16 protein-coding genes, 1 tRNA gene and 2 rRNA genes (1 of these 19 only partly in view) are annotated in these 20,300 nt (G+C 65.8%); 8 read left to right on the top strand and 11 right to left on the bottom strand.

Annotated elements, in window-relative coordinates:
• Nucleotides 1-145 precede the first annotated feature (145 nt).
• The 3 genes from KV697_RS15510 to KV697_RS15500 are packed head-to-tail and all read right to left on the bottom strand — an operon-like array spanning nt 146 to nt 2,673.
• On the bottom strand, nt 146-733 hold the full coding sequence (locus KV697_RS15510) for a hypothetical protein (protein WP_219018956.1): 588 nt from the start codon (nt 731-733) through the stop codon (nt 146-148).
• On the bottom strand, nt 730-1,893 hold the full coding sequence (locus KV697_RS15505) for a M48 family metallopeptidase (RefSeq protein WP_219018955.1): 1,164 nt from the start codon (nt 1,891-1,893) through the stop codon (nt 730-732). Before KV697_RS15505 ends, KV697_RS15510 begins: the two co-directional genes overlap by 4 nt.
• 12 nt (nt 1,894-1,905) lie before the next feature.
• Nucleotides 1,906-2,673 (bottom strand): hypothetical protein, encoded by a 768-nt coding sequence (locus KV697_RS15500; protein WP_219018954.1) that lies wholly within the window; start codon nt 2,671-2,673, stop codon nt 1,906-1,908.
• Between the two features lie 244 nt (nt 2,674-2,917).
• On the opposite strand from KV697_RS15500, the gene rplK reads away from it, so the two are divergent.
• Complete coding sequence (rplK, locus tag KV697_RS15495; RefSeq protein ID WP_007407063.1) at nt 2,918-3,349, top strand: 50S ribosomal protein L11; 432 nt, start codon at nt 2,918-2,920, stop codon at nt 3,347-3,349.
• Nucleotides 3,350-3,353: 4 nt separating this feature from the next.
• The gene (rplA, locus tag KV697_RS15490; protein ID WP_056433483.1) at nt 3,354-4,046 is read left to right on the top strand and encodes a 50S ribosomal protein L1; all 693 of its coding nucleotides are present in this window, start codon (nt 3,354-3,356) and stop codon (nt 4,044-4,046) included.
• A gap of 370 nt (nt 4,047-4,416) precedes the next feature.
• Here rplA and KV697_RS15485 read toward each other — a convergent pair whose 3' ends face one another.
• A complete protein-coding gene (locus KV697_RS15485; RefSeq protein ID WP_219018953.1) occupies nt 4,417-5,316 on the bottom strand; it encodes a sugar kinase in 900 nt (299 codons plus the stop codon).
• Between the two features lie 139 nt (nt 5,317-5,455).
• Here KV697_RS15485 and uxuA point away from each other — a divergent pair, with 139 nt between their 5' ends.
• The 3 genes from uxuA to KV697_RS15470 are packed head-to-tail and all read left to right on the top strand — an operon-like array spanning nt 5,456 to nt 9,440.
• Nucleotides 5,456-6,658 (top strand): mannonate dehydratase, encoded by a 1,203-nt coding sequence (uxuA, locus tag KV697_RS15480; RefSeq protein ID WP_257575370.1) that lies wholly within the window; start codon nt 5,456-5,458, stop codon nt 6,656-6,658.
• Nucleotides 6,655-8,067, top strand: coding sequence for a glucuronate isomerase (uxaC, locus tag KV697_RS15475; RefSeq protein ID WP_219018951.1), 1,413 nt, complete (start codon nt 6,655-6,657; stop codon nt 8,065-8,067). The genes uxuA and uxaC overlap by 4 nt, the downstream gene beginning before the upstream one ends.
• Nucleotides 8,064-9,440, top strand: coding sequence for a mannitol dehydrogenase family protein (locus KV697_RS15470; RefSeq protein WP_219018950.1), 1,377 nt, complete (start codon nt 8,064-8,066; stop codon nt 9,438-9,440). Before uxaC ends, KV697_RS15470 begins: the two co-directional genes overlap by 4 nt.
• A 135-nt stretch (nt 9,441-9,575) precedes the next feature.
• On the opposite strand, the gene KV697_RS15465 is transcribed toward KV697_RS15470, so the two are convergent.
• From KV697_RS15465 to KV697_RS15450, 4 genes are all read right to left on the bottom strand, one after another.
• Entirely contained in the window at nt 9,576-9,920 is a 345-nt protein-coding gene (locus KV697_RS15465; RefSeq protein WP_257575369.1) for a hypothetical protein, read from the bottom strand.
• A gap of 12 nt (nt 9,921-9,932) precedes the next feature.
• Entirely contained in the window at nt 9,933-11,480 is a 1,548-nt protein-coding gene (locus KV697_RS15460) for a L,D-transpeptidase family protein (protein ID WP_219021437.1), read from the bottom strand.
• Between the two features lie 187 nt (nt 11,481-11,667).
• A complete protein-coding gene (locus tag KV697_RS15455; protein ID WP_219018948.1) occupies nt 11,668-12,960 on the bottom strand; it encodes a sigma-54-dependent transcriptional regulator in 1,293 nt (430 codons plus the stop codon).
• Nucleotides 12,957-14,723: a sensor histidine kinase gene (locus tag KV697_RS15450; protein ID WP_219018947.1), complete on the bottom strand. Its 1,767-nt coding sequence runs from the start codon at nt 14,721-14,723 to the stop codon at nt 12,957-12,959. Before KV697_RS15450 ends, KV697_RS15455 begins: the two co-directional genes overlap by 4 nt.
• A gap of 407 nt (nt 14,724-15,130) precedes the next feature.
• On the opposite strand from KV697_RS15450, the gene KV697_RS15445 reads away from it, so the two are divergent.
• The 3 genes from KV697_RS15445 (at nt 15,131) to KV697_RS15435 (ending at nt 17,806) form a co-directional block, all read left to right on the top strand.
• A complete protein-coding gene (locus KV697_RS15445) occupies nt 15,131-16,435 on the top strand; it encodes an MFS transporter (protein WP_219021436.1) in 1,305 nt (434 codons plus the stop codon).
• 37 nt (nt 16,436-16,472) lie between these two features.
• Nucleotides 16,473-17,297 (top strand): alpha/beta fold hydrolase, encoded by an 825-nt coding sequence (locus tag KV697_RS15440; protein WP_257575367.1) that lies wholly within the window; start codon nt 16,473-16,475, stop codon nt 17,295-17,297.
• A 284-nt stretch (nt 17,298-17,581) separates the two neighbouring features.
• The gene (locus KV697_RS15435) at nt 17,582-17,806 is read left to right on the top strand and encodes a DUF4142 domain-containing protein (protein WP_257575366.1); all 225 of its coding nucleotides are present in this window, start codon (nt 17,582-17,584) and stop codon (nt 17,804-17,806) included.
• 129 nt (nt 17,807-17,935) lie between these two features.
• Here KV697_RS15435 and KV697_RS15430 read toward each other — a convergent pair.
• The 3 genes from KV697_RS15430 to KV697_RS15420 form a co-directional block, all read right to left on the bottom strand.
• Nucleotides 17,936-18,012 (bottom strand) — tRNA-Met (locus KV697_RS15430).
• Nucleotides 18,013-18,132: 120 nt separating this feature from the next.
• Nucleotides 18,133-18,247 (bottom strand): 5S ribosomal RNA (gene rrf, locus KV697_RS15425).
• Between the two features lie 138 nt (nt 18,248-18,385).
• A 23S ribosomal RNA gene (locus KV697_RS15420) occupies nt 18,386-20,300 on the bottom strand; it runs 876 nt beyond the window's last position.

Genomic DNA, 20,300 nt, shown 5'->3' with positions numbered 1-20,300 from the left:
CCGGCCCTTTTTCGTATCCGGCACTCCCCCACCCCCGTTCAGGCTGAGCGAAGTCGAAGCCCACGCTCCCACCTCACCGCTGAGCGAATCCCATACACTTCGACTTCGCTCAGTGCGAACAGAGGGCTGGAAGAAACACCCCCCCTTACAATTTCGCGCTGTCCGCCACCTGACGAAACGCCGCGACCCCGGCGTCGAAATAATGCAGCCGGGGCGCCTCGAAGGTGATCAGGTACAGCTTGCCGCCGATCATCGCGCCGCGCCCCTCGCCCTTGCGCGGCAGGTCCTCGCTCGGCCGGGTGAAACTATAGGTGAAGCGGATGCCGGGCTTCCCCGCAAAGGCCATCGGCTCCATCCCCTCCACGGTGAACAACGGCGTATTGAGCGCGATGCGATAGCTGTTCTCGACCAGCGTCGGTATGTCGGTTACGAGCATGGTCGCCTTGACGCGCGGCAGCGGCTTGGTGCGCTTGCTGACCTCGCGGAACAGCGTCTGTTCGGGTTCGATCCCGCCATAGAAGGTCAGGTCGTTCAGCGCGTCGCCATCGAAGGTCCACGTCTCCGAATTGCGCCCCGGTCGCGCGCCCAGCTTGTTCCATTCGACCGAAGGCGTGACCGTCAGCACCGATTTGGCGACCGCCACGGGCTGCCCCGCCGGAATCAGCTTGTTGCCCGCCAGCACCGGCGCCGCAACCAGTGCCAGTCCGATCGTCGCGATCCTCAAACCCTTCATTGCACGCCCCCTTCCCCGATCAACATCGCCATGGCCGCGCGGTCGCTCGCCTGCGGTGCGCGCTCCAGATAGGTTTTCAATGCGGCCCGCCCCGCCGCCTCCTGCTGCCCGCGCAGCAGCGCCAGGCCCAGCCCGCGCCAGGCGATCGGGTCAGTGCAGCCCGCATCGATCGCCTGTTGGTAGAATTGCGCCGCGCTCACCAGATCGCGGGGGTTACCGCGCTCGCGATAGAGTTCGCCGCGTGTCAGCAGCAGATCGGGCGTCCACTGCCCACCCGCCAGCTCGCCGAGCAGATATTCCGAGCCGCCGAAGTCGTTGAGCTTGATCTGGTCGGCCAGGAAGCTCGCGCGCCACGGGCGCATCGCTGTCAGGAACGCGTCCCGTGCTTCGTCGCCCTGCTCTCCCCCCGTGCCCACGACCTCGCGCAGATAGGTGGCGCGGGTCAGTTCGGTCGGGTGGCTGGCAAAAAAGCCTGCGGCATAACGATGGGTAACGCGCCGCTTGCGTCCCAGCGCGGTTGCATCCTCCTCCGCCATCAGCCGCTCCCAGATATGCGACGCGGCGAGCGGCCGATATCCGGCCGCCGTCAGATAGCGCAGGCCCATCAGATCGGCCTCGGTCTCCTGCGCGCGGTTATAGGAGAAATGCAGCCGGATCAGGCTGACCGGCAACAGGCTGTAGGGCGAGACCACACCCGTCCAGGCGATGATGTCGCCGATCGTCCGCGCCCGGCGAAAGCTCGCCAGGCTGTGCCGCATCTCGAAATGGCCGAATTCGTGACCCAGCACGGATGCCAGTTCAGCCTCGTCGCGCAACCGCAGCAGGGCGCCGGTCCAGACCACCATCATGCCGTTGGGCGCCATGAACGCGTTGAAATAGGGCGCGCGCACCACATAAATCCGCACGCCCCGACACCGATCCGCGCCCACTGAACGGCAGAGAACCTTGGTCAGATAGGCGTTCAGCGCCGCATCGCGTACCACGGCGGGCGAGTCGCGCAGGTCGCGCTCGGCCTCATCCGCCTGTTGCCACAGCCCGCGCTCGTCTACAGTCGTCGGCGTATAAGCCGCGCCGTAAGGCGGCAGCGGGGCGAGCCTGTCGGACGCGCCTGCGCCCAGAGCCGCCCCTGCGAGCGCAGCGGCGATGATCCATCCGGCCATGATCGCCTCCCGTCAGCGTGCGGCGGTCTTGGTCGGGGCCGCCGGAGCGACCGGCGCCTCGACCGGCTTGCCCGGAAAACCCTCCAGCAATTGCGACACGCGCTTCGCCGCCCCCTCGGGCGTGCGGACATCGCCGCCCATCGCCAGATCGGCGTTGAGCCAGACCAGATCGCCGGTCTTTAGATCAATCAGCCCTGCATAGCCCTTGTGCACGCCCGCGCTGACCCCAATACCGGCCACCCCGGCGGCAAAGACTTGCAACAGCTTACGCCCGGTCGAGCCGTAATGATCCTCGGTCGTCACGAAGAGCGCATAGTCCGCTCCCTGCACGCCAGGCAGCCTGGCCACCTCGGACCCGATCGACCACAGGAAGCTGTCGTCGCGCTTCTTGGTCGGCAGACGATTGCCGGGAAAGAACTGATAGGTGATGACCGAATCGGCCAGCGCGGTAAACAGCGCGCGATATTCATGCGCCGTGGCCGCACCCTGCCCGACCGGCTCGACATGAGTGACGACCCGGTTGCCCAGCTTGCCCTGCGTCTCGGCCAGCGCCCTGCCCAGATTCTCGCGCGCCTGATCGGTCCAGTCGGCATTGGGTTCGTACGATCCGCCGGTCGACTGCGCACCGACCGCGATTTCGGGCCGCATCAGGACGATGGTCGCAGTGCCCGGGGCCAGCGTGAAACCGGGCTTGTTGCCGGTCTTTTCCTGCGCCGCCAGCGGTGCGGCCACCAACGTCAGCGCCGCCGCACAGGCCAGCGCACCCCATCCCCGTCGCATGTGTCGAACCCCCGTTCGAGCGATGGCGGAACCGGTCGCTCCCTCGACCGAGTCGTCCATCATGAACCCAGAGTGACATGGCCGGATCGGCCGTGACAAGCGCAATGCTGGCCTTGCCATTTCTCCCCTTTTCGGCTATCGGCCCGCGCTTCCCTAGCATCTTGCGACGGAACCCTTGCGGGAGGGTGCGCTGGCTCATGCCTCGCGTGCCCGTCACGACCGCTAGACTCGAGAAGAGAGTGACATGGCAAAGAAGATTACCGGCTATATCAAGCTGCAGGTCCCTGCAGGCGCCGCCAACCCCTCGCCGCCGATCGGCCCGGCGCTGGGTCAGCGCGGTGTGAACATCATGGAATTCTGCAAGGCGTTCAACGCGCAGACCGGTGAAGTCGAAAAGGGCACGCCCCTGCCGACCGTCATCACCGTCTATGCCGACCGTTCGTTCTCGTTCGAGACGAAGACCGCGCCTGCGACCTACCTCATCAAGAAGGCGGCCAACCTGAAGTCGGGCTCGAAGGAGCCGGGCAAGGTGTCGGCGGGCAAGATCGCGCGCTCGAAGCTCGCGGAAATCGCCCAGGTCAAGATGAAGGACCTGAACGCCAACGATATCGAGGCTGCGACCAAGATCATCGAAGGCTCCGCCCGCGCGATGGGCCTCGAAGTGGTGGAGGGCTAAGATCATGGCGAAGCTGACCAAGAAGCAGAAGGCCGTCCAGATCGACGCCGAGAAGCTGCACGGCATCGACGAAGCGATCACGCTGGCTCGTACCAACGCGACCTCGAAGTTCGACGAGACGATCGAAGTCGCCGTCAACCTGGGCGTTGACCCGCGCCACGCCGACCAGATGGTCCGCGGCGTCGTCACGCTGCCCAAGGGCACCGGCAAGACCGTTCGCGTCGGCGTGTTCGCCAAGGGCGCGAAGGCCGACGAGGCACGCGCCGCTGGCGCCGACGTCGTGGGCGCCGAGGACCTGATGGAAACCATCCAGGGCGGCACCATCGACTTCGATCGCTGCATCGCGACCCCGGACATGATGGGCGTTGTCGGCCGCCTCGGCAAGGTGCTGGGCCCCAAGGGCCTGATGCCGAACCCGAAGCTGGGCACCGTGACCATGAACGTCGCCGAAGCCGTAAAGGCGGCCAAGGGCGGCCAGGTCGAGTACCGCGTCGAAAAGGCCGGCATCATCCATTCGGGCATCGGCAAGGCGTCGTTCCCGGCGGAAGACCTGCGCGCCAACTTCGACGCGCTGGTCGATGCGCTCATCAAGGCCAAGCCGTCGGGCGCCAAGGGCAAGTATGTCCGCAAGGTGGCCGTCTCGTCGACGATGGGCCGCGGCATCAAGGTGAACGTCTCGGAAATCCCGGGCGCGTAAAACCAGCCGCCAGCGCATGCTGATAGGATCAGGGGGTCGGAACCGAGGTTCCGGCCCCCTTTTTCGTGTGTGAGGGGGAGGCGCCCCCCACCTCCCCCCGCTCCGTTCAGCCTGAGCGAAGTCGAAGGCCACGCTTCAGCCTCGCCGCAAACGAATCCCGTGCACTTCGACTTCGCTCAGTGCGAACGAAGGGTGGGTTGGGCGATGGGGGCAAGCGCAATTGGCTCCCCTCCCCTTCAGGGGGGCGGGGGGCGCTTCAAAAGGCCCGACATTGAATGGAAAGGCCCACCCCAACCCCTCCCCTGAAGGGGACGGGCTTAACGGACTACCCCATACCACCAGATCGATTTTGGTCAGTCCAAAATACTCCTCAGCGCGGCATGTCATCATCCCGCGCAGGAATCGCGCCCGAGCGCATGACTGTCCAGCCGGCCAGCCGATGCCCCCGCACCGCCGCCTCGGCCGGTGACAAACCGTCCAGCCGCGCCCCCAGATAGCCTGCGTTGAACGCGTCCCCCGCCCCGCTGGTATCGCGGGGGCTCAGGCGCTCAGGCGGAGGCACGATGCCGACCCCGGTGACCAGACAGCCATCGGCACCCAGCTTCACGACGACCTCGCCTGCGCCCAGCCCCTGCCAGCGATCGCGCACTTCTTCGGCGGACTTGGCGTCGACCAGCATCGCCTCGTCCTCCAGCGTCGGCAGGCCGATGTCACAGCCGCTGATCGCCCGGCGGCATAGTTCGCGCGCCTCATCCTGGCTGGTGAACAGGCGGGGGCGGTAATTGCCGTCGAACGCGACCCGCCCGCCCCGCGCGCGGACCCGCTGCGCCAGATCGAACAGATGCTCGCGGCTGGGCTCGTCCAGAATCGCCAGCGTGATGAGCGAGTAGAGCAGCAGGTCGGCCTGCTCGGCCTGCACCATCACCGCTTCGCTGCCCGGCAGGGACAAGGTACGCCGCGCCGCACTCTGTCCGCGCCAATAGGAGAAGCTGCGCTCGCCCGCATCGTCGGTGGTGATCGCGTACAGGCCCGGCATCCGGGTCGGATCGCGCAGGGTCAGGCTGGTATCGATGCCCTCCGCCGCCCAGTCCTGGAGCAGCGTGGCGCTGAACGGATCGTCGCCCAGTGCGGTCACATAGCGGACGTCGCGGTCCATCCGCGCCAGATGGATCGCGGTGTTCAGCGTATCGCCACCATGACCCAGCCACCAAAGGCCGCCCTCGGCCCGCGACAATTCGATCATCCCTTCCCCGACGACGACGATCCGCATTCCACTTCTCTCCTATCGATTTTCGACCGTGCCCGCATAGTGGCAAGGCCAAAATTTGTAACTGGTCAATCCGAATGTCGAATGCTACCGCTAACCCCAGCAAAAATGCGATATGGGACGAGGAATAGCGGACGTGTTGATGATCCAGTCTATGCGGTGGTTCGGACCCGCCGACCCGATCGCCTTGTCCCATATTCGCCAGGCGGGCGCCACCGAGGTCGTCACCGCACTGCATGAAATCCCCAACGGCGTCGTCTGGCCGCGCGAGGCGATCGCCGAGCGGCGCGCGATGATCGAGGCGGCCGGGCTGGGCTGGTCGACGGTCGAGAGTCTGCCGGTGCATGACGCGATCAAGCGCGGCGAACTGACCAACGAACTCGTCCAGGCTTATGGCGACAGCCTGCGCAATCTGGCGGCCGAGGGCGTGCGGACCGTCACCTATAATTTCATGCCGTTGCTCGACTGGACGCGCACCGATCTGGACTGGCAGCTGCCCGACGGCGCGACCGCACTGCGCTTCGAATGGGCGGCAGTGGCCGCCTATGACATCCATATCCTGCGCCGTCCGGGTGCCGAGGCGGATTATTCGGAAAGCGTCCGCGCCGCCGCCGCCGAGCGCTTCGCCGCGATGACGCCCGAGGAGCGCCACAAGCTCGAACGCACGATCATCGCCGGGCTTCCGGGCAGCGAGGAGAGCTTCGACTCGCCCGCCTTCCAGCGTGCGATCGACACCTATGCGGGGATCGACGCCGAGGCGCTGCGGGCGAACCACATCGCCTTCCTGCGCGCGGTCTGCCCGATCGCCGAGGAGGTCGGGATCAAACTGGTCGTCCATCCCGACGATCCCCCCTTCCCCATTTTCGGCCTGCCGCGCGTGGTCAGTACCACGGAGGATCTGGATCACCTCTATGCCGCCGTGCCCTCGCTGGCGAACGGACTGTGCTTCTGCACCGGCTCGTTCGGCGCGCGGCCGGACAACGACCTGCCCGCGATGGTCCGCCGCTTTGCCGAGCGGATCGACTTCCTCCACCTCCGCTCGGTCGGATGGGAAGCGGGCGAGCGCAATTTCCATGAGGCCGAGCATCTGGGCGGCCATGCCCGCATGACGCAAGTGATGCAGGCGGTGGTCGAGATTTCGCATGCGCAAAACCGTGCGATCGTGATGCGCCCCGACCATGGCCACCGGATGATGGACGACCTTCATCGCAGTTCCAATCCCGGCTATTCGCTTCTCGGCCGGATGCGCGGGCTGGCCGAGCTGCGCGGGCTGGAGCAGGGGATCGTGCATATGCTGGGCTTGAACGCGAACGCGGCTCCGGCCGAACTGGAGCTGACCGCATGACCCGCAAGCTGGAGCTTCACCCCGACCGGCTGCTGCCCGCCGACCCGACAACGCGGGGCATCGCGCGGACGCTTTACGCCGAAGTCGCGGACCTGCCGATTATCAGCCCGCATGGCCATACCGATCCGCGCTGGTTCGCCACCGACGAGCCCTGGGCCGATGCCAGCGACCTGCTGCTCGCACCCGATCATTATGTCTTCCGCATGCTCTACAGCCAGGGCATCGCGCTCGACGATCTGGGCATCCCGCATCGTGGCGGCCGCCCCACGACCGATCCGCGCGCGGCTTGGAAGCTGTTCGCTTCGAACTATCACCTGTTCCGCGGCACGCCGTCGCGCATGTGGCTGGACCATGTCTTTGCCGAGGTATTCGGTTTCACCGAGGCGCTGGAGGCGGCGACCGCCGACCGCTATTTCGACGCGATCGGCGAGGCGCTGGCCACCCCCGCCTTCCGCCCGCGCGCGCTGTTCGAGCAGTTCCGTATCGAGTGCCTGGCGACGACCGAAGGCGCCGACGATCCGCTGGTCCATCACCAGGCGATCCAGGCCTCGGGCTGGCAGGGTCGCGTCATCACCACCTATCGCCCCGACAGCGTGATCGATGTCGAGCATGAACAGTTCACAGGCGCGATGCAGCGCTTCGCCGAGCTGACCGGCGAGGATGTCCATAGCTGGTCGGGCTATCTCGCGGCCCATGCCAAGCGCCGCGCCGCCTTCCGCGCGCTGGGCGCGACCGCGACCGATCATGGCCATCCGACGGCGGCGACCGCGAACCTGTCGACCGCCGAATGCGAGGCGCTGTTCGCGCGCATCGTCGGCGGCCACTGGACGCCCGCCGATGCCGAACTCTTCCGCGCGCAGATGCTGACCGAGATGGCGAAGATGAGCGTCGCGGACGGCATGACGATGCAGATCCATCCGGGCTCGTTCCGCAACCACAATGCGGGCCTGTTCGCCAGCCATGGGCGCGACAAGGGCGCGGACATGCCGATGCGCACCGATTACGTCCATGCGCTGAAGCCCATGCTGGACGTGGTCGGCAACGAGCGCGACCTGACCATCATCCTCTTCACGCTCGACGAGAGCGTCTATGCGCGCGAACTGGCGCCGCTGGCCGGGCATTATCCCTGCCTGAAGCTCGGCCCCGCCTGGTGGTTCCATGATAGCCCGGAGGGGATGCGCCGCTTCCGCGAGATGACCACCGAGACGGCGGGCTTCTACAACACGGTCGGGTTCAACGACGACACCCGCGCCTTCCTGTCGATCCCAGCGCGGCACGACGTCGCGCGGCGGATCGACTGCGGCTTCCTCGCGCGCCTCGTCGCCGAGCACCGGCTGGAGGAGGATGAGGCGGTCGAGCTAGCCCATGCGCTGACCAACGGTCTGGTCCGCACGGCGTACCGACTGTGACGCGGCTGAGCGAGGCGACCGCCGCGACGTTGCCCGACGCCGTGGCGCGCCCCGGCTATGACCGGGCAGGCCAGCGGATCGGCATCGTCCATATCGGGCTGGGTGCGTTCCACCGCGCGCATCAGGCGGTCTATACCGACGACGCGATGGCGGCGGGCGACCGCCACTGGGGAATCGCGGCGGCATCGCTGCGCTCGGGCGGCGTGCATGACCAGATGGCGCCGCAGGACGGGCTCTATACCGTCACCGAACGGTCGAGCGAGGGCGAAGCCGTCCGCCTGATCGGCGCGATCCGCGAGGTGATCGTGGCGGCCAGGACGCCCGAGCGACTGGCCGGACGCCTCGCCTCACCCGACACGCGGGTCGTGACGCTGACCGTCACCGAAAAGGGCTATTGGAGGCGGCCCGATGGTGCGACCGATCTGGCGGGCATCGTCGCGGACGGGAACAGCATCTATCATTATCTGGCGCAGGCGGTGGTCGCGCGGGCTGCGGCGGGGCACGGCCCCCTCACGCTGGTCAGCTGCGACAACCTTCCCGACAATGGCCGGGTGCTGCGCGCCGGTCTGGCGGCGTTTCTGGACCATCAGGGCGAGACGGCGGCACGGCAATGGTTCGAGCGCGACTGGCGCTGCCCCAACACCATGGTCGACCGGATCGTCCCCGCCGTCACCGAGGCCGATCGTGCGGCCGTCGAGGCGGTGCTGGGGATGCGCGACGAGGCCGCCGTCATCACCGAGCCCTATCGCCAATGGGTGATCGAGGATGATTTCGCGGGCGACCGTCCGCGTTGGGAAGCAGGCGGTGCGCAGTTCGTCGCCGATGTCGCGCCCTATGAGACCGCCAAGCTGCGCATGCTCAACGGCGCGCATTCGGCACTCGCCTATCTGGGCCTGGAGCTCGGGCATGAATTCGTCCACCAGGCGGTCGCCGATCCTGCCATCCGCCCGGTGGTCGAGCGGCTGATGCGGGACGAGGCGGCGACCAGTTTCACCGCCGCCGAGGGGCAGGCACTGGAGCCTTATGCCGACGCGCTGCTCGCCCGCTTCGCCAACCGCACGCTGGAACACCGCCTGTCGCAGATCGCCAGCGACGGATCGCAAAAGGTTGGCCCACGCTGGCTGTCCTCGCTGGCGGCGCATGGCGGGGAGGCGCCTGCGACGGTGACGGCACTGGCAGCGTGGCTGCGCTTCATCCGAACAGGGAATGACGCCTCGCCCGATCCGCGCCGGGCGGAACTCGCCGCACTGTGCGAACGGGGCGATGCGGCGCAGGTCGTGGATGCGCTCTTTGGGGACGGCGGTTCGATGGCGGGCCTGTGGCAGCCGACCGAGGCGCAGCGAGCTGCGCTGGTCCGCGAGATCGCACAATAAATCCTCCCCGGTACGGGGAGGGGGACCATCCGAAGGATGGTGGAGGGGGATCGCCGCACGGGACGTCCCTTGAGGAAGCCCCCCCTCCGTCAGGCCTACGGCCTGCCACCTCCCCGTGCCGGGGAGGATCTTATGTTACTGCCCGTCCTTCGGCTCGATACCCTCGCCAGGCGCATCGCCACTGGGCGTGCGCTGGACACGCGAGGTCATGCCGGTGGCCGAGGCATCGTCCAGCATCTGCTGGTCGACCGTGCGTTCGGGCGGAGGCGGCGGGATGGTGTCGACGGCCATATTGACCGGCGCGACCGACTCCGCATCATCGGTCATGACCGGGGTTTCCTCCGGCACGCTCATATTCTCTTCCACGACCGGCGTATCGTTTTCGACCGGCACGGGCGGGTCCTCCGACGAGCGCGAGCAGCCCGCCAGCAACAGCCCGGCAGCGAACAGCGCCATGGCGCTCTTGGTGGCAATCTTCATCATCTGTACCCTTTAGTCCTTGGTCGCCTGTGCCCGCTCGGCCGAGCGCGCCTCGATCTTGCTCGCCAGCTGCGCATCCCAGCTATACGGGTCCTCGCGGAAGCCCACCTGCCCATCGGCATTCGCAAAGGCGGTCCAATAGAGCAGATAGACCGCCACCGGCTCCGCCATGGTCGCGCGCACCGTCTTGCCAGAGGCGATGACCGCATCGATCTGCGGCTGTTGCCATTCGGGCGTGGTCTTCAGCATCAACGAGGCCAGATCGGCGGGCTTTTCCAGCCGGACGCAGCCATGGCTGGCCAGACGGTCGAACTTGGAAAAGCCCGACTGGGCGGGCGTGTCGTGCAGATAGACCGCGAAGTCGTTGGGGAAGTCGAACTTGTACCGGCCCAGCGCGCTCTTTTCCGACGATTGCTGCAACCGCTTGGAGCCGTCGCCATTGTCGATGATGCGGAAACCCGCGCGCTTCAGATAGCCGGGATTGGCCCGCTCCTTGGGCCACAGCTCCTTGTTCGCGATCGAGCTGGGCACGTTCCAGGGCGGGTTCAGCACGATGCTGCGGATGGTCGAGACCAGCATCGGCGTCTCGTTGCCCGGACGCCCCGTCACCGCCTTCATCGACATGACCGGATTGTCGCCGTCGAACACGGTCAGCACGGCGGCGGCGATGTTCACCTGGACGCGCTTGGCCTCCAGCTGCTGCGGCAACCAGCGCCAGCGCTCCATATTCGCCATGATCTGGCGGATGCGCTGCGCCACCGGCACGTTGAGCACGGCGATGGTCCGGCTGCCGACGGTGCCGACCGGGTTCAGGCCATAGCGACGCTGCGCCCGCCGCGCCGCCGCGAGCAGATCGTCGTCGAACTTCTCGCCGGTGGCGCTGACCGCCGGGTCTTCGACCGCCAGCCGCTTGCGCAGGGCCAGCACCTGCGGCCCGCTCGCGCCGAAGTTGATGGTGGTCGACGGGAGCGACGACCAGCCGCCCGCCGCCGCCATGGCGCGATAGCGGGCCAGCCCCTTCACCAGCGCGTCATAGCCCGCATAGGGCGGCGGCAGCGAGGCGATCCACGCCGACAGCCGGTCGCGCCGCACCGCCTCGGCAAAGCCGGGGGCCGGATCATAGGGCTGCGGCCGGATGCCCCAGTCCTTCGTAAAGTCCGCCGCATCGAGTCGCCCGACATGCACGGCATGGGCGTAATCCAGCGCCACGCGGGTCAGCGCGGCGGGCGACAGGGTCGACAGGTCGCGCGGCGGCCCCTGTCGCAAGCCCTGCGCCACCTCGCCTTGGGCGATCAGCGTCGCGAGCTGTCGCGCCTGCGCGTCCGAGAGCGCAGGGATGGCGATAGCGGGCGCCGCCTGCGGCAGGGGCTGCACGATCGCGGGCGGCGCGACCTGGGGCTGCGACGCGGGGGTCTGGGTCTGCGCCGGAGCGGGGGGCACCATGACCGGCGGCGGGGTAACCTGCGCCAGCAGCGGAGTCGCGATCATCGACCCCGCCGCCAACGTACCGAGCAGCCGGGCAACGGACGGGCGGGAAACGGAGAAAGGCAATATGGTCATGCGGATATGATAGCCCCTGTTCGTCGGCATGTCGTCGTCGGACCGGCGCTTTAATTCACGCTATCCTACGCCAAGCTGAACCGATCGACAGCCGAACGGCGATCAACGCCGCTTGATCCCCCCGATCCACCAACATGGATCAGGAACCGGGCTGCACCTCCCCGGCTTTCCCCATGGGAACGATGGGTCAGCCCGACCGGCGGTGCTCGCTGGCGTCCAGACCGTAGCGCTGGAGCCGGTCGTAAAGGCTGCGCTTGGACATCGACAGCGCTTCGGCGGCGACACCGACATCGCCCGCCGCCTTTTGCAGCGCCTCCGCGATGACCGCCGCCTCGAACCGGGCGACCCGGTCGGCGAGCGGCAGGCCGTCCTCGTCGCCCTCCGTGTCCGGCAGGGCGAGCACGGTCTGGACGGCGAAGTTGCGCAGCGCCCGGACATTGCCGCGCCAGGGATCGGTCATCAGCCGGGCCTCGACCGTCGCGGTCAGCGGCGGGACCGGGCGCGCGAAACGCTCCGCCGCTTCGTGCAGGAAATAGCTGAACAGCAACGGCACATCCGCCCGGCGTTCGCGCAAGGGCGGGATGCGGACGCGCACGGTTTCCAGACGATAGAGCAGATCCTCGCGGAACCGCCCCTCGGCGACCGCCTGGGACAGGTCGCCCTTGGCCGCCGCGACGATGCGCAGGTCGACGCTGCGCGGCGATCCGCCGCCGATGGGGGGCAGTTCGCGCTCCTCGATCACGCGCAGCAGCTTGCCCTGCACCGCGCTGGACATGCTGTCGATCTCGTCGAGGAACAGCGTTCCGCGATTGGCATCGTCGATACGGCCGCCCTGCATACGCCCGCCGAACAGCGCTTCGTCGGCCAGTTGATCGGGCAAGGCGGCGCAGTCGATCGCCACGAATTCGCGCCCGCGCCGCTTGCTCCAGCGATGCAACATCCGCGCGACCAGTTCCTTGCCGGTGCCGGTCTCCCCCTCGATCAGCACATCGACCTCGACCTGCGCCAGCTGGCGCACCGCGTCGCGCAAGGCCGACATGGCGGGCGTCGTGCCGATCAGCGGGAAGTCCTCTTCGGCCGCCGGCAGCGCGGCGCGCAACCGCCGGTTCTCCAGCACCAGCCTGCGCGTCTCCAGCGCGCGGCGGACGCTGGCGACCAGATGATCGCTGGCGAAGGGCTTGGCGATGAAGTCGAACGCGCCCTGCCCCATGGCCGCGACCGCCATCGCGATGTCGCCATGCCCGGTCATCAGCAGGACGGGCAGCTCGGGATCGCTGGCATGGACCGCGTCGAACACGGCATGGCCGTCCATGCCCGGCATCCGGATATCGGTGACGACCACCCCTTCATAGTCCGGTACCAGCGTGCCGAGTGCGCCGCGTGCGTCGGCATGGGGCTCGACCGCGATCCCCGCAATTTCGAACGTATCGGCGATGGCGGCGCGCAGTTCGTCATCGTCGTCGATCAGCAGAACCTTCATGCCATCTCCTCCTTGGCGCGTGCGACGGTCACCCGGAAGGCCGCACCGCCCAGCGGCGACGGCACCACCGATACCGTGCCGTCGAACGCCTTGATGATGTCGCGGACGATGCCCAGCCCCAGGCCCAACCCCTCGGGCTTGCCGGTAACGAAGGGCTCGAAAATCTGGTCGGCGATGGCCGGATCGATACCGGGGCCATTGTCGGCGACGGTCAGCGCGACCCGGTCGCCGTCGACCGCAATGGTCAGCGCGATCCGCGGCGCCTCTTCCCCGGCCACCGCATCGAGCGCATTCTGGAGGAGGTTGACCAGCACCTGTTCCAGCCGCACCCGTCCCGCAATCACGCCCGGCTGGCCCGCCCCCGGCCAATCTAGCGCGACCCCGGCTGCGCGGAACCGGTCGCCGATCAACAGGCGCGTGCCCGCGATCACCGCATCCAGCGGCACGGGTTCGATCGTGCCCGTGCCCCGCCGCGCGAAACGCCGCATCTCCTGCGTGATGGCACCGATCTTCGCGGTCAGCCCGATCGCGGTGTCCAGATTGGCCGCGACCCGGTCCGGCCGCCCACCTGCCAGATGCGCAAGGGCATTCTCCGACAGGGTACGGATGGTGGCGACCGGCTGGTTGATCTCATGTGCCAGCCCGGCGGTGATCGACCCCAGCGAGCCGAGCCGGTTGGCCTGCGCCAGTTCCTCGCGCGCCTCGCGAAAGCGCAGGTCGATCCGGGTCCGCTCGGCGATCTCGGCACGCAGCTCGGCGGTGCGGTTCGCAACGGCGGCCTCCAGCCGGGCGCGTTCGCGCGCGGCATCGGCGGCGCGGGTGACGCGCCAGAGGACGAATGCCGCGACCAATCCGCTGACCAGCGCCGCGACCAGCCCGATCAGCCGCGCCAGATTGGCCGCTTTGCGCAAGGCGGTCGCGACCGGCATGACATGGACCAGCTTCCAGCCCGGCACCGGCATCGCCACCGATCCGGCGACCGACCGTACCCCGCCCGGCATGACCGCAGAGCCGTCCCCCGACAGGCTGTAGCGGCTGGGTCGCAGCGGCGCCTGCCCGAACTGTGCGGCGCTGGCGATGGCGGCCCGCTCGGCCGGGGTCAGTGGGCGGGTCGTGCGGAACCGCTCGGTCGGGTCGGTCGCGAACAGGACGATGCCGCGCCCATCCATCACCAGCGTCTGCCCCGGATCGGTGCGCCAGATCCGCACCAGCTTGTCGAATTCGACCTTCACGACGATCACGCCGTCCGGCCTGGCGGCGGGACCGATGCGGCGGGCGAGGAACAGGCCGGGGCGACCGCTGACATTGCCGACCGCATAATATTCCGCCGCCCCCTCCCGCATGGCGTGCACGAAATAGGGGCGGAACCGGTAATTGCGTCCGACGAAGCTCTCGGCCGTATCCGCGTTGGAGGCGGACACCGTCTTTCCCGCCCGGTCGATCAGATAAAGGACCGGCGCGCCGGTGCGCTCGGCGAGCAGACGCAGCTTGCCGTCCATGCGGCGCCGCGCGGCCGGGTCGCCCTGGCGCAGCGCATCGCCCAAATCGTTATACTCGCCCAACACCAGCGGGAGCAGCCGGAACTGCGCCAGATCGCTGGCAAACAGGCGCACCTGCTGCCGCGCCACGCGCCCCGCCTCCTCGCGCACATCGTCCTGCGCGGTTCGGCCCAGCCAGGCGGAGGCAGCGAGCCAGGCCAGCAGCCCGATCAGGCCGGAAAAAATCCCGGCCAGAATCAGAGGAAGGATGCGGCGAGCGGGCATTTTTGCAGGATGCTGCACTTTGCTTTCCGACGCCATGCAGAATTTTGCACAGGATCGAGTGGATCAAGACACAATTCACCTTTTAACATACTGTTATATCTACATTAATACGATTTTCTCGCGGTCAATTTACCCCGTGCACACTCTCGCGCATCCTGACCCGGCACCGAAATCATCGGGCGTGAAAGGACGGGATGGCGAGGTTCGCGGATCATAATGACAGGCGTTCGACCCTATCGCTGGTCGCCAACAACGACGCGCTCATTCCGCCCATCATCACCGCCCATGACGACCATCTGATGGCTGCGCAGGCTGGTGCCCGCGCCGCTCTCCGGCCCTACGCGGTCACTTCCGATACCGAGAGAACAATGAACCATAATGGGAGAGACGACATGGCGACGATACCCATGACACCCCCTCTGGCGGCCGCCACGCCGCCCAGCACCAACACCCGGCTGAAATCGATCATCGGCGGATCGACCGGCAATCTGGTCGAATGGTTCGACTGGTATGTCTATGCCGCCTTCACCCTCTATTTCGCGCCGCACTTCTTCCCCAGCGACAACCAGACCGCCCAACTACTGAGCGCGGCCGCCGTGTTCGCGGTCGGTTTCGTGATGCGGCCGATCGGGGCCTGGGTGATGGGCGTCTATTCCGACCGCCACGGCCGCAAGGCGGGCCTGACCCTGTCGGTGACGCTGATGTGCCTCGGCTCACTCATCATCGCGCTGACCCCCGGTTACGCCACGATCGGCGTGATGGCGCCCGCACTGCTCGTCCTCGCGCGCCTGATGCAGGGCCTGTCGGTGGGCGGCGAATATGGCGCCAGCGCGACCTATCTGTCCGAAATGGCGGGCAAGGATCGGCGCGGCTTCTTCTCGTCCTTCCAATATGTCACGCTGATCTCGGGCCAGCTGCTCGCGATCCTGCTGCTGCTGCTGCTCCAGAACGTCATGGGCAAGCCCGCGTTGGAGGAATGGGGCTGGCGTATCCCGTTCGCGGTCGGCGCGGTGCTGGCTGTCGTCGTGTTCCGCCTGCGCCGTGGCCTCGCGGAGACCGAGAGTTTCAAGAACGCCAAGGCGGCCGACGCGCCCAAGTCGGGCTTCCTGACCCTGCTGCGCTATCACCCGAAGGAAACCGCGCTGGTCATGCTGCTGACCGCCGGCGGTACGCTCGCCTTCTACGCCTATTCGATCTACATGCAGAAGTTCCTGGTCAACACCAGCGGCTTCACCAAGGAAGCTGCGACGCAGATCAACGCCGTCACGCTGTTCATCTTCATGCTGCTCCAGCCGGTCGCCGGTGCGCTGAGCGACAAGATCGGGCGCAAGCCGCTGATGATCGCCTTCGGCATCTCGGGCGTGCTGTTCACCTATCCGATCTTCACCGCGCTCCAGCACACGCAGGACATGTTTACCGCAGGCCTGCTGGTCATGGCCGCCCTCATCATCGTGACGGGCTACACCTCGATCAACGCGGTGGTGAAGGCCGAGATGTTCCCCGCGCATATCCGGGCCTTGGGCGTCGCCCTGCCCTATGCGCTGGCCAACACCATCTTCGGCGGCACCGCCGAGTTCGTCGCGTTGAAGTTCAAGGCCGCCGGGTGGGAGCAGGGCTTCTATTGGTACGTCACCGCGATGATCGGCATCTCGCTGATCGTGTATCTGCGGATGCGCGACACCCGCCAGGACAGCCTGATCACCGAAGACTGAGCCGCCATTGCCGCCGTTTCGAGAAGGACGCAGGGTCATGCAAGCCATGTTGGATCATCATCGGGACGGCGGCCCTTTCACTCCCTATATTGGCGGCGAAGAAATTCCCGCTACCCCGTCGCCCAGCACGACGCGACGAACCGCCCAGGCGCCCCTAGAGCCGGTGGTGTTCCTGCCCGGCCTGCTTTGCGACCAATCGTTGTGGCGCAGCCAGATCGACGCCCTGGCGGATCGCTGCGCCCCCTTCGTCGCGGACCTGACGCTCGACGACGACATAGCGGCGATGGCGGTGCGAACACTGGCCGCCGCGCCGCCCAGCTTCTCGCTCGTCGCGCTGTCCATGGGCGGTTATGTCGCGCTGGAAATCATGCGGCAGGCCCCCGAACGGGTCCGCCGCCTCGCCCTGATCGACACCAGCGCCCGCGCCGACACGCCCGAGCGAACCCATGAGCGACTGCGAGGGATCCAATCGCTCGAACGCGGCAGATTCCTGGGCGTATCCCGCCCGCTGCTCCGCAATCTCGTCCATCGCAATCATTGGGAAGACGATGTCGCCACCGCCATGCAGGCCATGGCAGGCCGCGTCGGCAAGACCGCCTTCCTGCGCCAGCAACGCGCGATCATGAATCGCCCCGACAGCCGCGGCCATCTCGGCGACATCGCCGTGCCCACCCTGATCGTCGTCGGCCGGCAAGACCGCATAACGCCGGTCGATCATGCCCGCGAATTGCACGACGCGATCCCAGGATCGTCGTTCCATATCTTCGACCAGTGCGGACATATGGCGGCTCTTGAAGAGCCCGAGCGTATCAACGGGCTTTTGCGAGAATGGCTCGACCTGACGGCTTCCAAGGTTAGGTAGCCCGGGAACGCCGGAAACCGGCACCCCAGCAGCGGATGTAGCGCCGCCAAGCAATGAGGCGGCATCTATTGTGCGCCCCTCATCTTGGCGGGCAGTCACGTTACCTGTTGAAGCGAAACCGCCTCGCATACCCCCTTAAAACGCTTGATAAAGCCGTTCCGCATGGGACGCCTGGTGGGAATTCAGCGTATCTCCATCACTACCTCTCCCGGTTGGCTCAGCATTACGTTTGAGGTCAGTTCACTTCCGCCGGCCTGACGCCTGCTCTCACGCCTGAGGCGGTATTGAACGCGGAGCAGCAGGCGGTGGTGGAGCGTTTGAGGTCGCTGCGGGGCGAGGCGTTCGACGCGGCGTATATAGCGGCGCAGAGGTCGGGGCATCAGCAGACGCTGGATGCGCTGAAGGGGTATGCGACGACGGGAGACGTGGCGTCTTTGAAGAGCTTTGCCAGCGACCTCATCCCGACGGTGACGGCGCATCTGAACATGGCGAAGGGCCTGAAGGCGTAACTTCGGCCGCTGGCCCGCAAACGGGGCGGACATGGCGAATGCCATGTCCGCCCTTGGCGTATGGGGAGCGTGGGCAAACGCAAAAAGCCGCCACGGGGTATGCCGGGCGGTTATGGTAGTGGGGAGGAATGGTTGCGGGGGCAGGATTTGAACCTGCGGCCTTCAGGTTATGAGCCTGACGAGCTACCGGGCTGCTCCACCCCGCGACGCTAGCTGAGCCGCACGGCGGCACGCTTCACGCGTGGTGTCGTGGGGCTTAGCGCCCCGGGCTGGATTGGCCCGAGGAGACGAGTGAATGGGTTTTGTGTGTATTCGCGGACTGTAATGCCTGGCGACGCCCTACTCTTCCACTGCTTGAGCAGTAGTACCATTGGCGCAGTCGGGTTTCACGGCCGAGTTCGGGATGGGATCGGGTGGGACACCGACGCTATGGCCACCAGGCAATAGAGTCCGCGAATACTGACCCTCGAGGGTTGGCTCGAGGGTGTGTGGGTATAAAATCGATGCGTGCACTGGCTGTATTGATGACCGCACCCGTATTGCCATCTAGCCCAGGGCTGATGGTGGGGGTGTGGAGCTCTCAAGCGCGAATAGGACAATTAGTATCGGTTAGCTCCATGCGTTACCGCACTTCCACATCCGATCTATCAAGGTCGTGGTCTTCGACCGTCCTGAGAAATCTTATCTTGAGGGAGGCTTCCCGCTTAGATGCTTTCAGCGGTTATCCCGTCCGTACATAGCTACCCTGCTGCGCCGTTGGCACGACGACAGGTACACCAGAGGTACGTTCAACCCGGTCCTCTCGTACTAGGGTCAACTCCTCTCAAATTTCGACGCCCACGGCAGATAGGGACCAAACTGTCTCGCGACGTTCTGAACCCAGCTCACGTACCACTTTAATTGGCGAACAGCCAAACCCTTGGGACCTGCTCCAGCCCCAGGATGTGATGAGCCGACATCGAGGTGCCAAACAACCCCGTCGATATGAGCTCTTGGGGGTTATCAGCCTGTTATCCCCGGCGTACCTTTTATCCGTTGAGCGATGGCCCTTCCACGAGGGACCACCGGATCACTATGACCGACTTTCGTCTCTGCTCGACTTGTCAGTCTCGCAGTCAGGCTGGCTTATGCCATTGCACTCTAACAGACGGTTTCCAACCGTCCTGAGCCAACCTTCGCGCGCCTCCGTTACTCTTTAGGAGGCGACCGCCCCAGTCAAACTACCCGCCACAGAGGGTCCCTGTACCGGTTTCACGGTACGAGGTTAGACATTAAACAACAACAGGGTGGTATTTCACCTATGGCTCCACATCGGCTGGCGCCAATGCTTCAAAGCCTCCCACCTATGCTACACAGTTCTTGTCCAATGCCACTCTGAAGCTGCAGTAAAGGTGCACGGGGTCTTTCCGTCTAACCGCGGGTACTCCGCATCTTCACGGAGAATTCAATTTCGCTGAGCATGTCCTGGAGACAGTGGGGAAGTCGTTACGCCATTCGTGCAGGTCGGAACTTACCCGACAAGGAATTTCGCTACCTTAGGACCGTTATAGTTACGGCCGCCGTTTACCTGGGCTTCATTTCAGAGCTTGCACTCCTCCACTTAACCTTCAGGCACCGGGCAGGCGTCAGGCCCTATACGTCGTCTTGAAGCCGACTTAGCAGAGCCCTGTGTTTTTGCTAAACAGTCGCTACCCCCTGGCCTGTGCCCCCCATGAGAGCTTGCGCTTACATGGGGCCTCCTTCTTCCGAAGGTACGGAGGCAATTTGCCGAGTTCCTTCAGGACACTTCTCTCAAGCGCCTTGGTATACTCTACCTGACCACCTGTGTCGGTTTCGGGTACGGTCTATACGGTGGGGCTATTTCCCGGGACAGTTTCGAAGCCTGACCAATCCGATAAGGTCAGACAACACACACCATCCGTCACACACCACCAGGCCCACGAATATTAACGTGGTTCCCATCGACTACCCCCTTCGGGCTCGTCTTAGGGGCCGGCTCACCCTGCGCGGATTAGCCTTGCGCAGGAACCCTTGGTCTTTCGGCGAGAGGGCATCTCACCCTCTTTATCGCTACTCATGTCTGCATTCGCACTTCCGATACCTCCACGACCCATTACCAGATCGCTTCGCAGGCTTACGGAACGCTCCGCTACCGCGTGCACAAAGTGCACACCCTAAGCTTCGGTGCGTGTCTTGAGCCCCGTTACATCTTCGCCGCAGAAACCCTTGTTTAGACCAGTGAGCTGTTACGCTTTCTTTAAAGGATGGCTGCTTCTAAGCCAACCTCCTGGTTGTTTTGGGATTTCCACATGCTTTCCCACTTAGACACGACTTGGGGACCTTAGCTGTAGGTCAGGGCTGTTTCCCTTTTGACGACGGACCTTAGCACCCGCCGTCTGTCTCCCGAGTATCACTCATAGGTATTCGGAGTTTGGTTAGTATTGGTAGATCTCGCGACCCCCGCAACCATCCAGTGCTCTACCCCCTATGGTGT

The sequence above is a fragment of the Sphingomonas sanguinis genome, assembly GCF_019297835.1.
Classification (GTDB): Bacteria; Pseudomonadota; Alphaproteobacteria; order Sphingomonadales; family Sphingomonadaceae; genus Sphingomonas; species Sphingomonas sanguinis_D.
Note: the sequence above shows the minus strand (reverse complement) of the source record. Positions and strands in the feature narration are given on the sequence as shown.

What these genes read in the sequence shown, in the direction of transcription:
- KV697_RS15465 (WP_257575369.1), bottom strand. Translation starts at nt 9,920, where the DNA reads ATGAAGATTGCCACCAAGAGCGCCATGGCGCTGTTCGCTGCCGGGCTG.
- KV697_RS15510 (WP_219018956.1), bottom strand. Translation starts at nt 733, where the DNA reads ATGAAGGGTTTGAGGATCGCGACGATCGGACTGGCACTGGTTGCGGCG.
- KV697_RS15450 (WP_219018947.1), bottom strand. Translation starts at nt 14,723, where the DNA reads ATGCCCGCTCGCCGCATCCTTCCTCTGATTCTGGCCGGGATTTTTTCC.
- KV697_RS15440 (WP_257575367.1), top strand. Translation starts at nt 16,473, where the DNA reads ATGCAAGCCATGTTGGATCATCATCGGGACGGCGGCCCTTTCACTCCC.
- rplA (WP_056433483.1), top strand. Translation starts at nt 3,354, where the DNA reads ATGGCGAAGCTGACCAAGAAGCAGAAGGCCGTCCAGATCGACGCCGAG.
- KV697_RS15500 (WP_219018954.1), bottom strand. Translation starts at nt 2,673, where the DNA reads ATGCGACGGGGATGGGGTGCGCTGGCCTGTGCGGCGGCGCTGACGTTG.
- KV697_RS15485 (WP_219018953.1), bottom strand. Translation starts at nt 5,316, where the DNA reads ATGCGGATCGTCGTCGTCGGGGAAGGGATGATCGAATTGTCGCGGGCC.
- KV697_RS15505 (WP_219018955.1), bottom strand. Translation starts at nt 1,893, where the DNA reads ATGGCCGGATGGATCATCGCCGCTGCGCTCGCAGGGGCGGCTCTGGGC.
- KV697_RS15460 (WP_219021437.1), bottom strand. Translation starts at nt 11,480, where the DNA reads ATGACCATATTGCCTTTCTCCGTTTCCCGCCCGTCCGTTGCCCGGCTG.
- rplK (WP_007407063.1), top strand. Translation starts at nt 2,918, where the DNA reads ATGGCAAAGAAGATTACCGGCTATATCAAGCTGCAGGTCCCTGCAGGC.
- KV697_RS15445 (WP_219021436.1), top strand. Translation starts at nt 15,131, where the DNA reads ATGACACCCCCTCTGGCGGCCGCCACGCCGCCCAGCACCAACACCCGG.
- KV697_RS15455 (WP_219018948.1), bottom strand. Translation starts at nt 12,960, where the DNA reads ATGAAGGTTCTGCTGATCGACGACGATGACGAACTGCGCGCCGCCATC.
- uxuA (WP_257575370.1), top strand. Translation starts at nt 5,456, where the DNA reads ATGATCCAGTCTATGCGGTGGTTCGGACCCGCCGACCCGATCGCCTTG.
- uxaC (WP_219018951.1), top strand. Translation starts at nt 6,655, where the DNA reads ATGACCCGCAAGCTGGAGCTTCACCCCGACCGGCTGCTGCCCGCCGAC.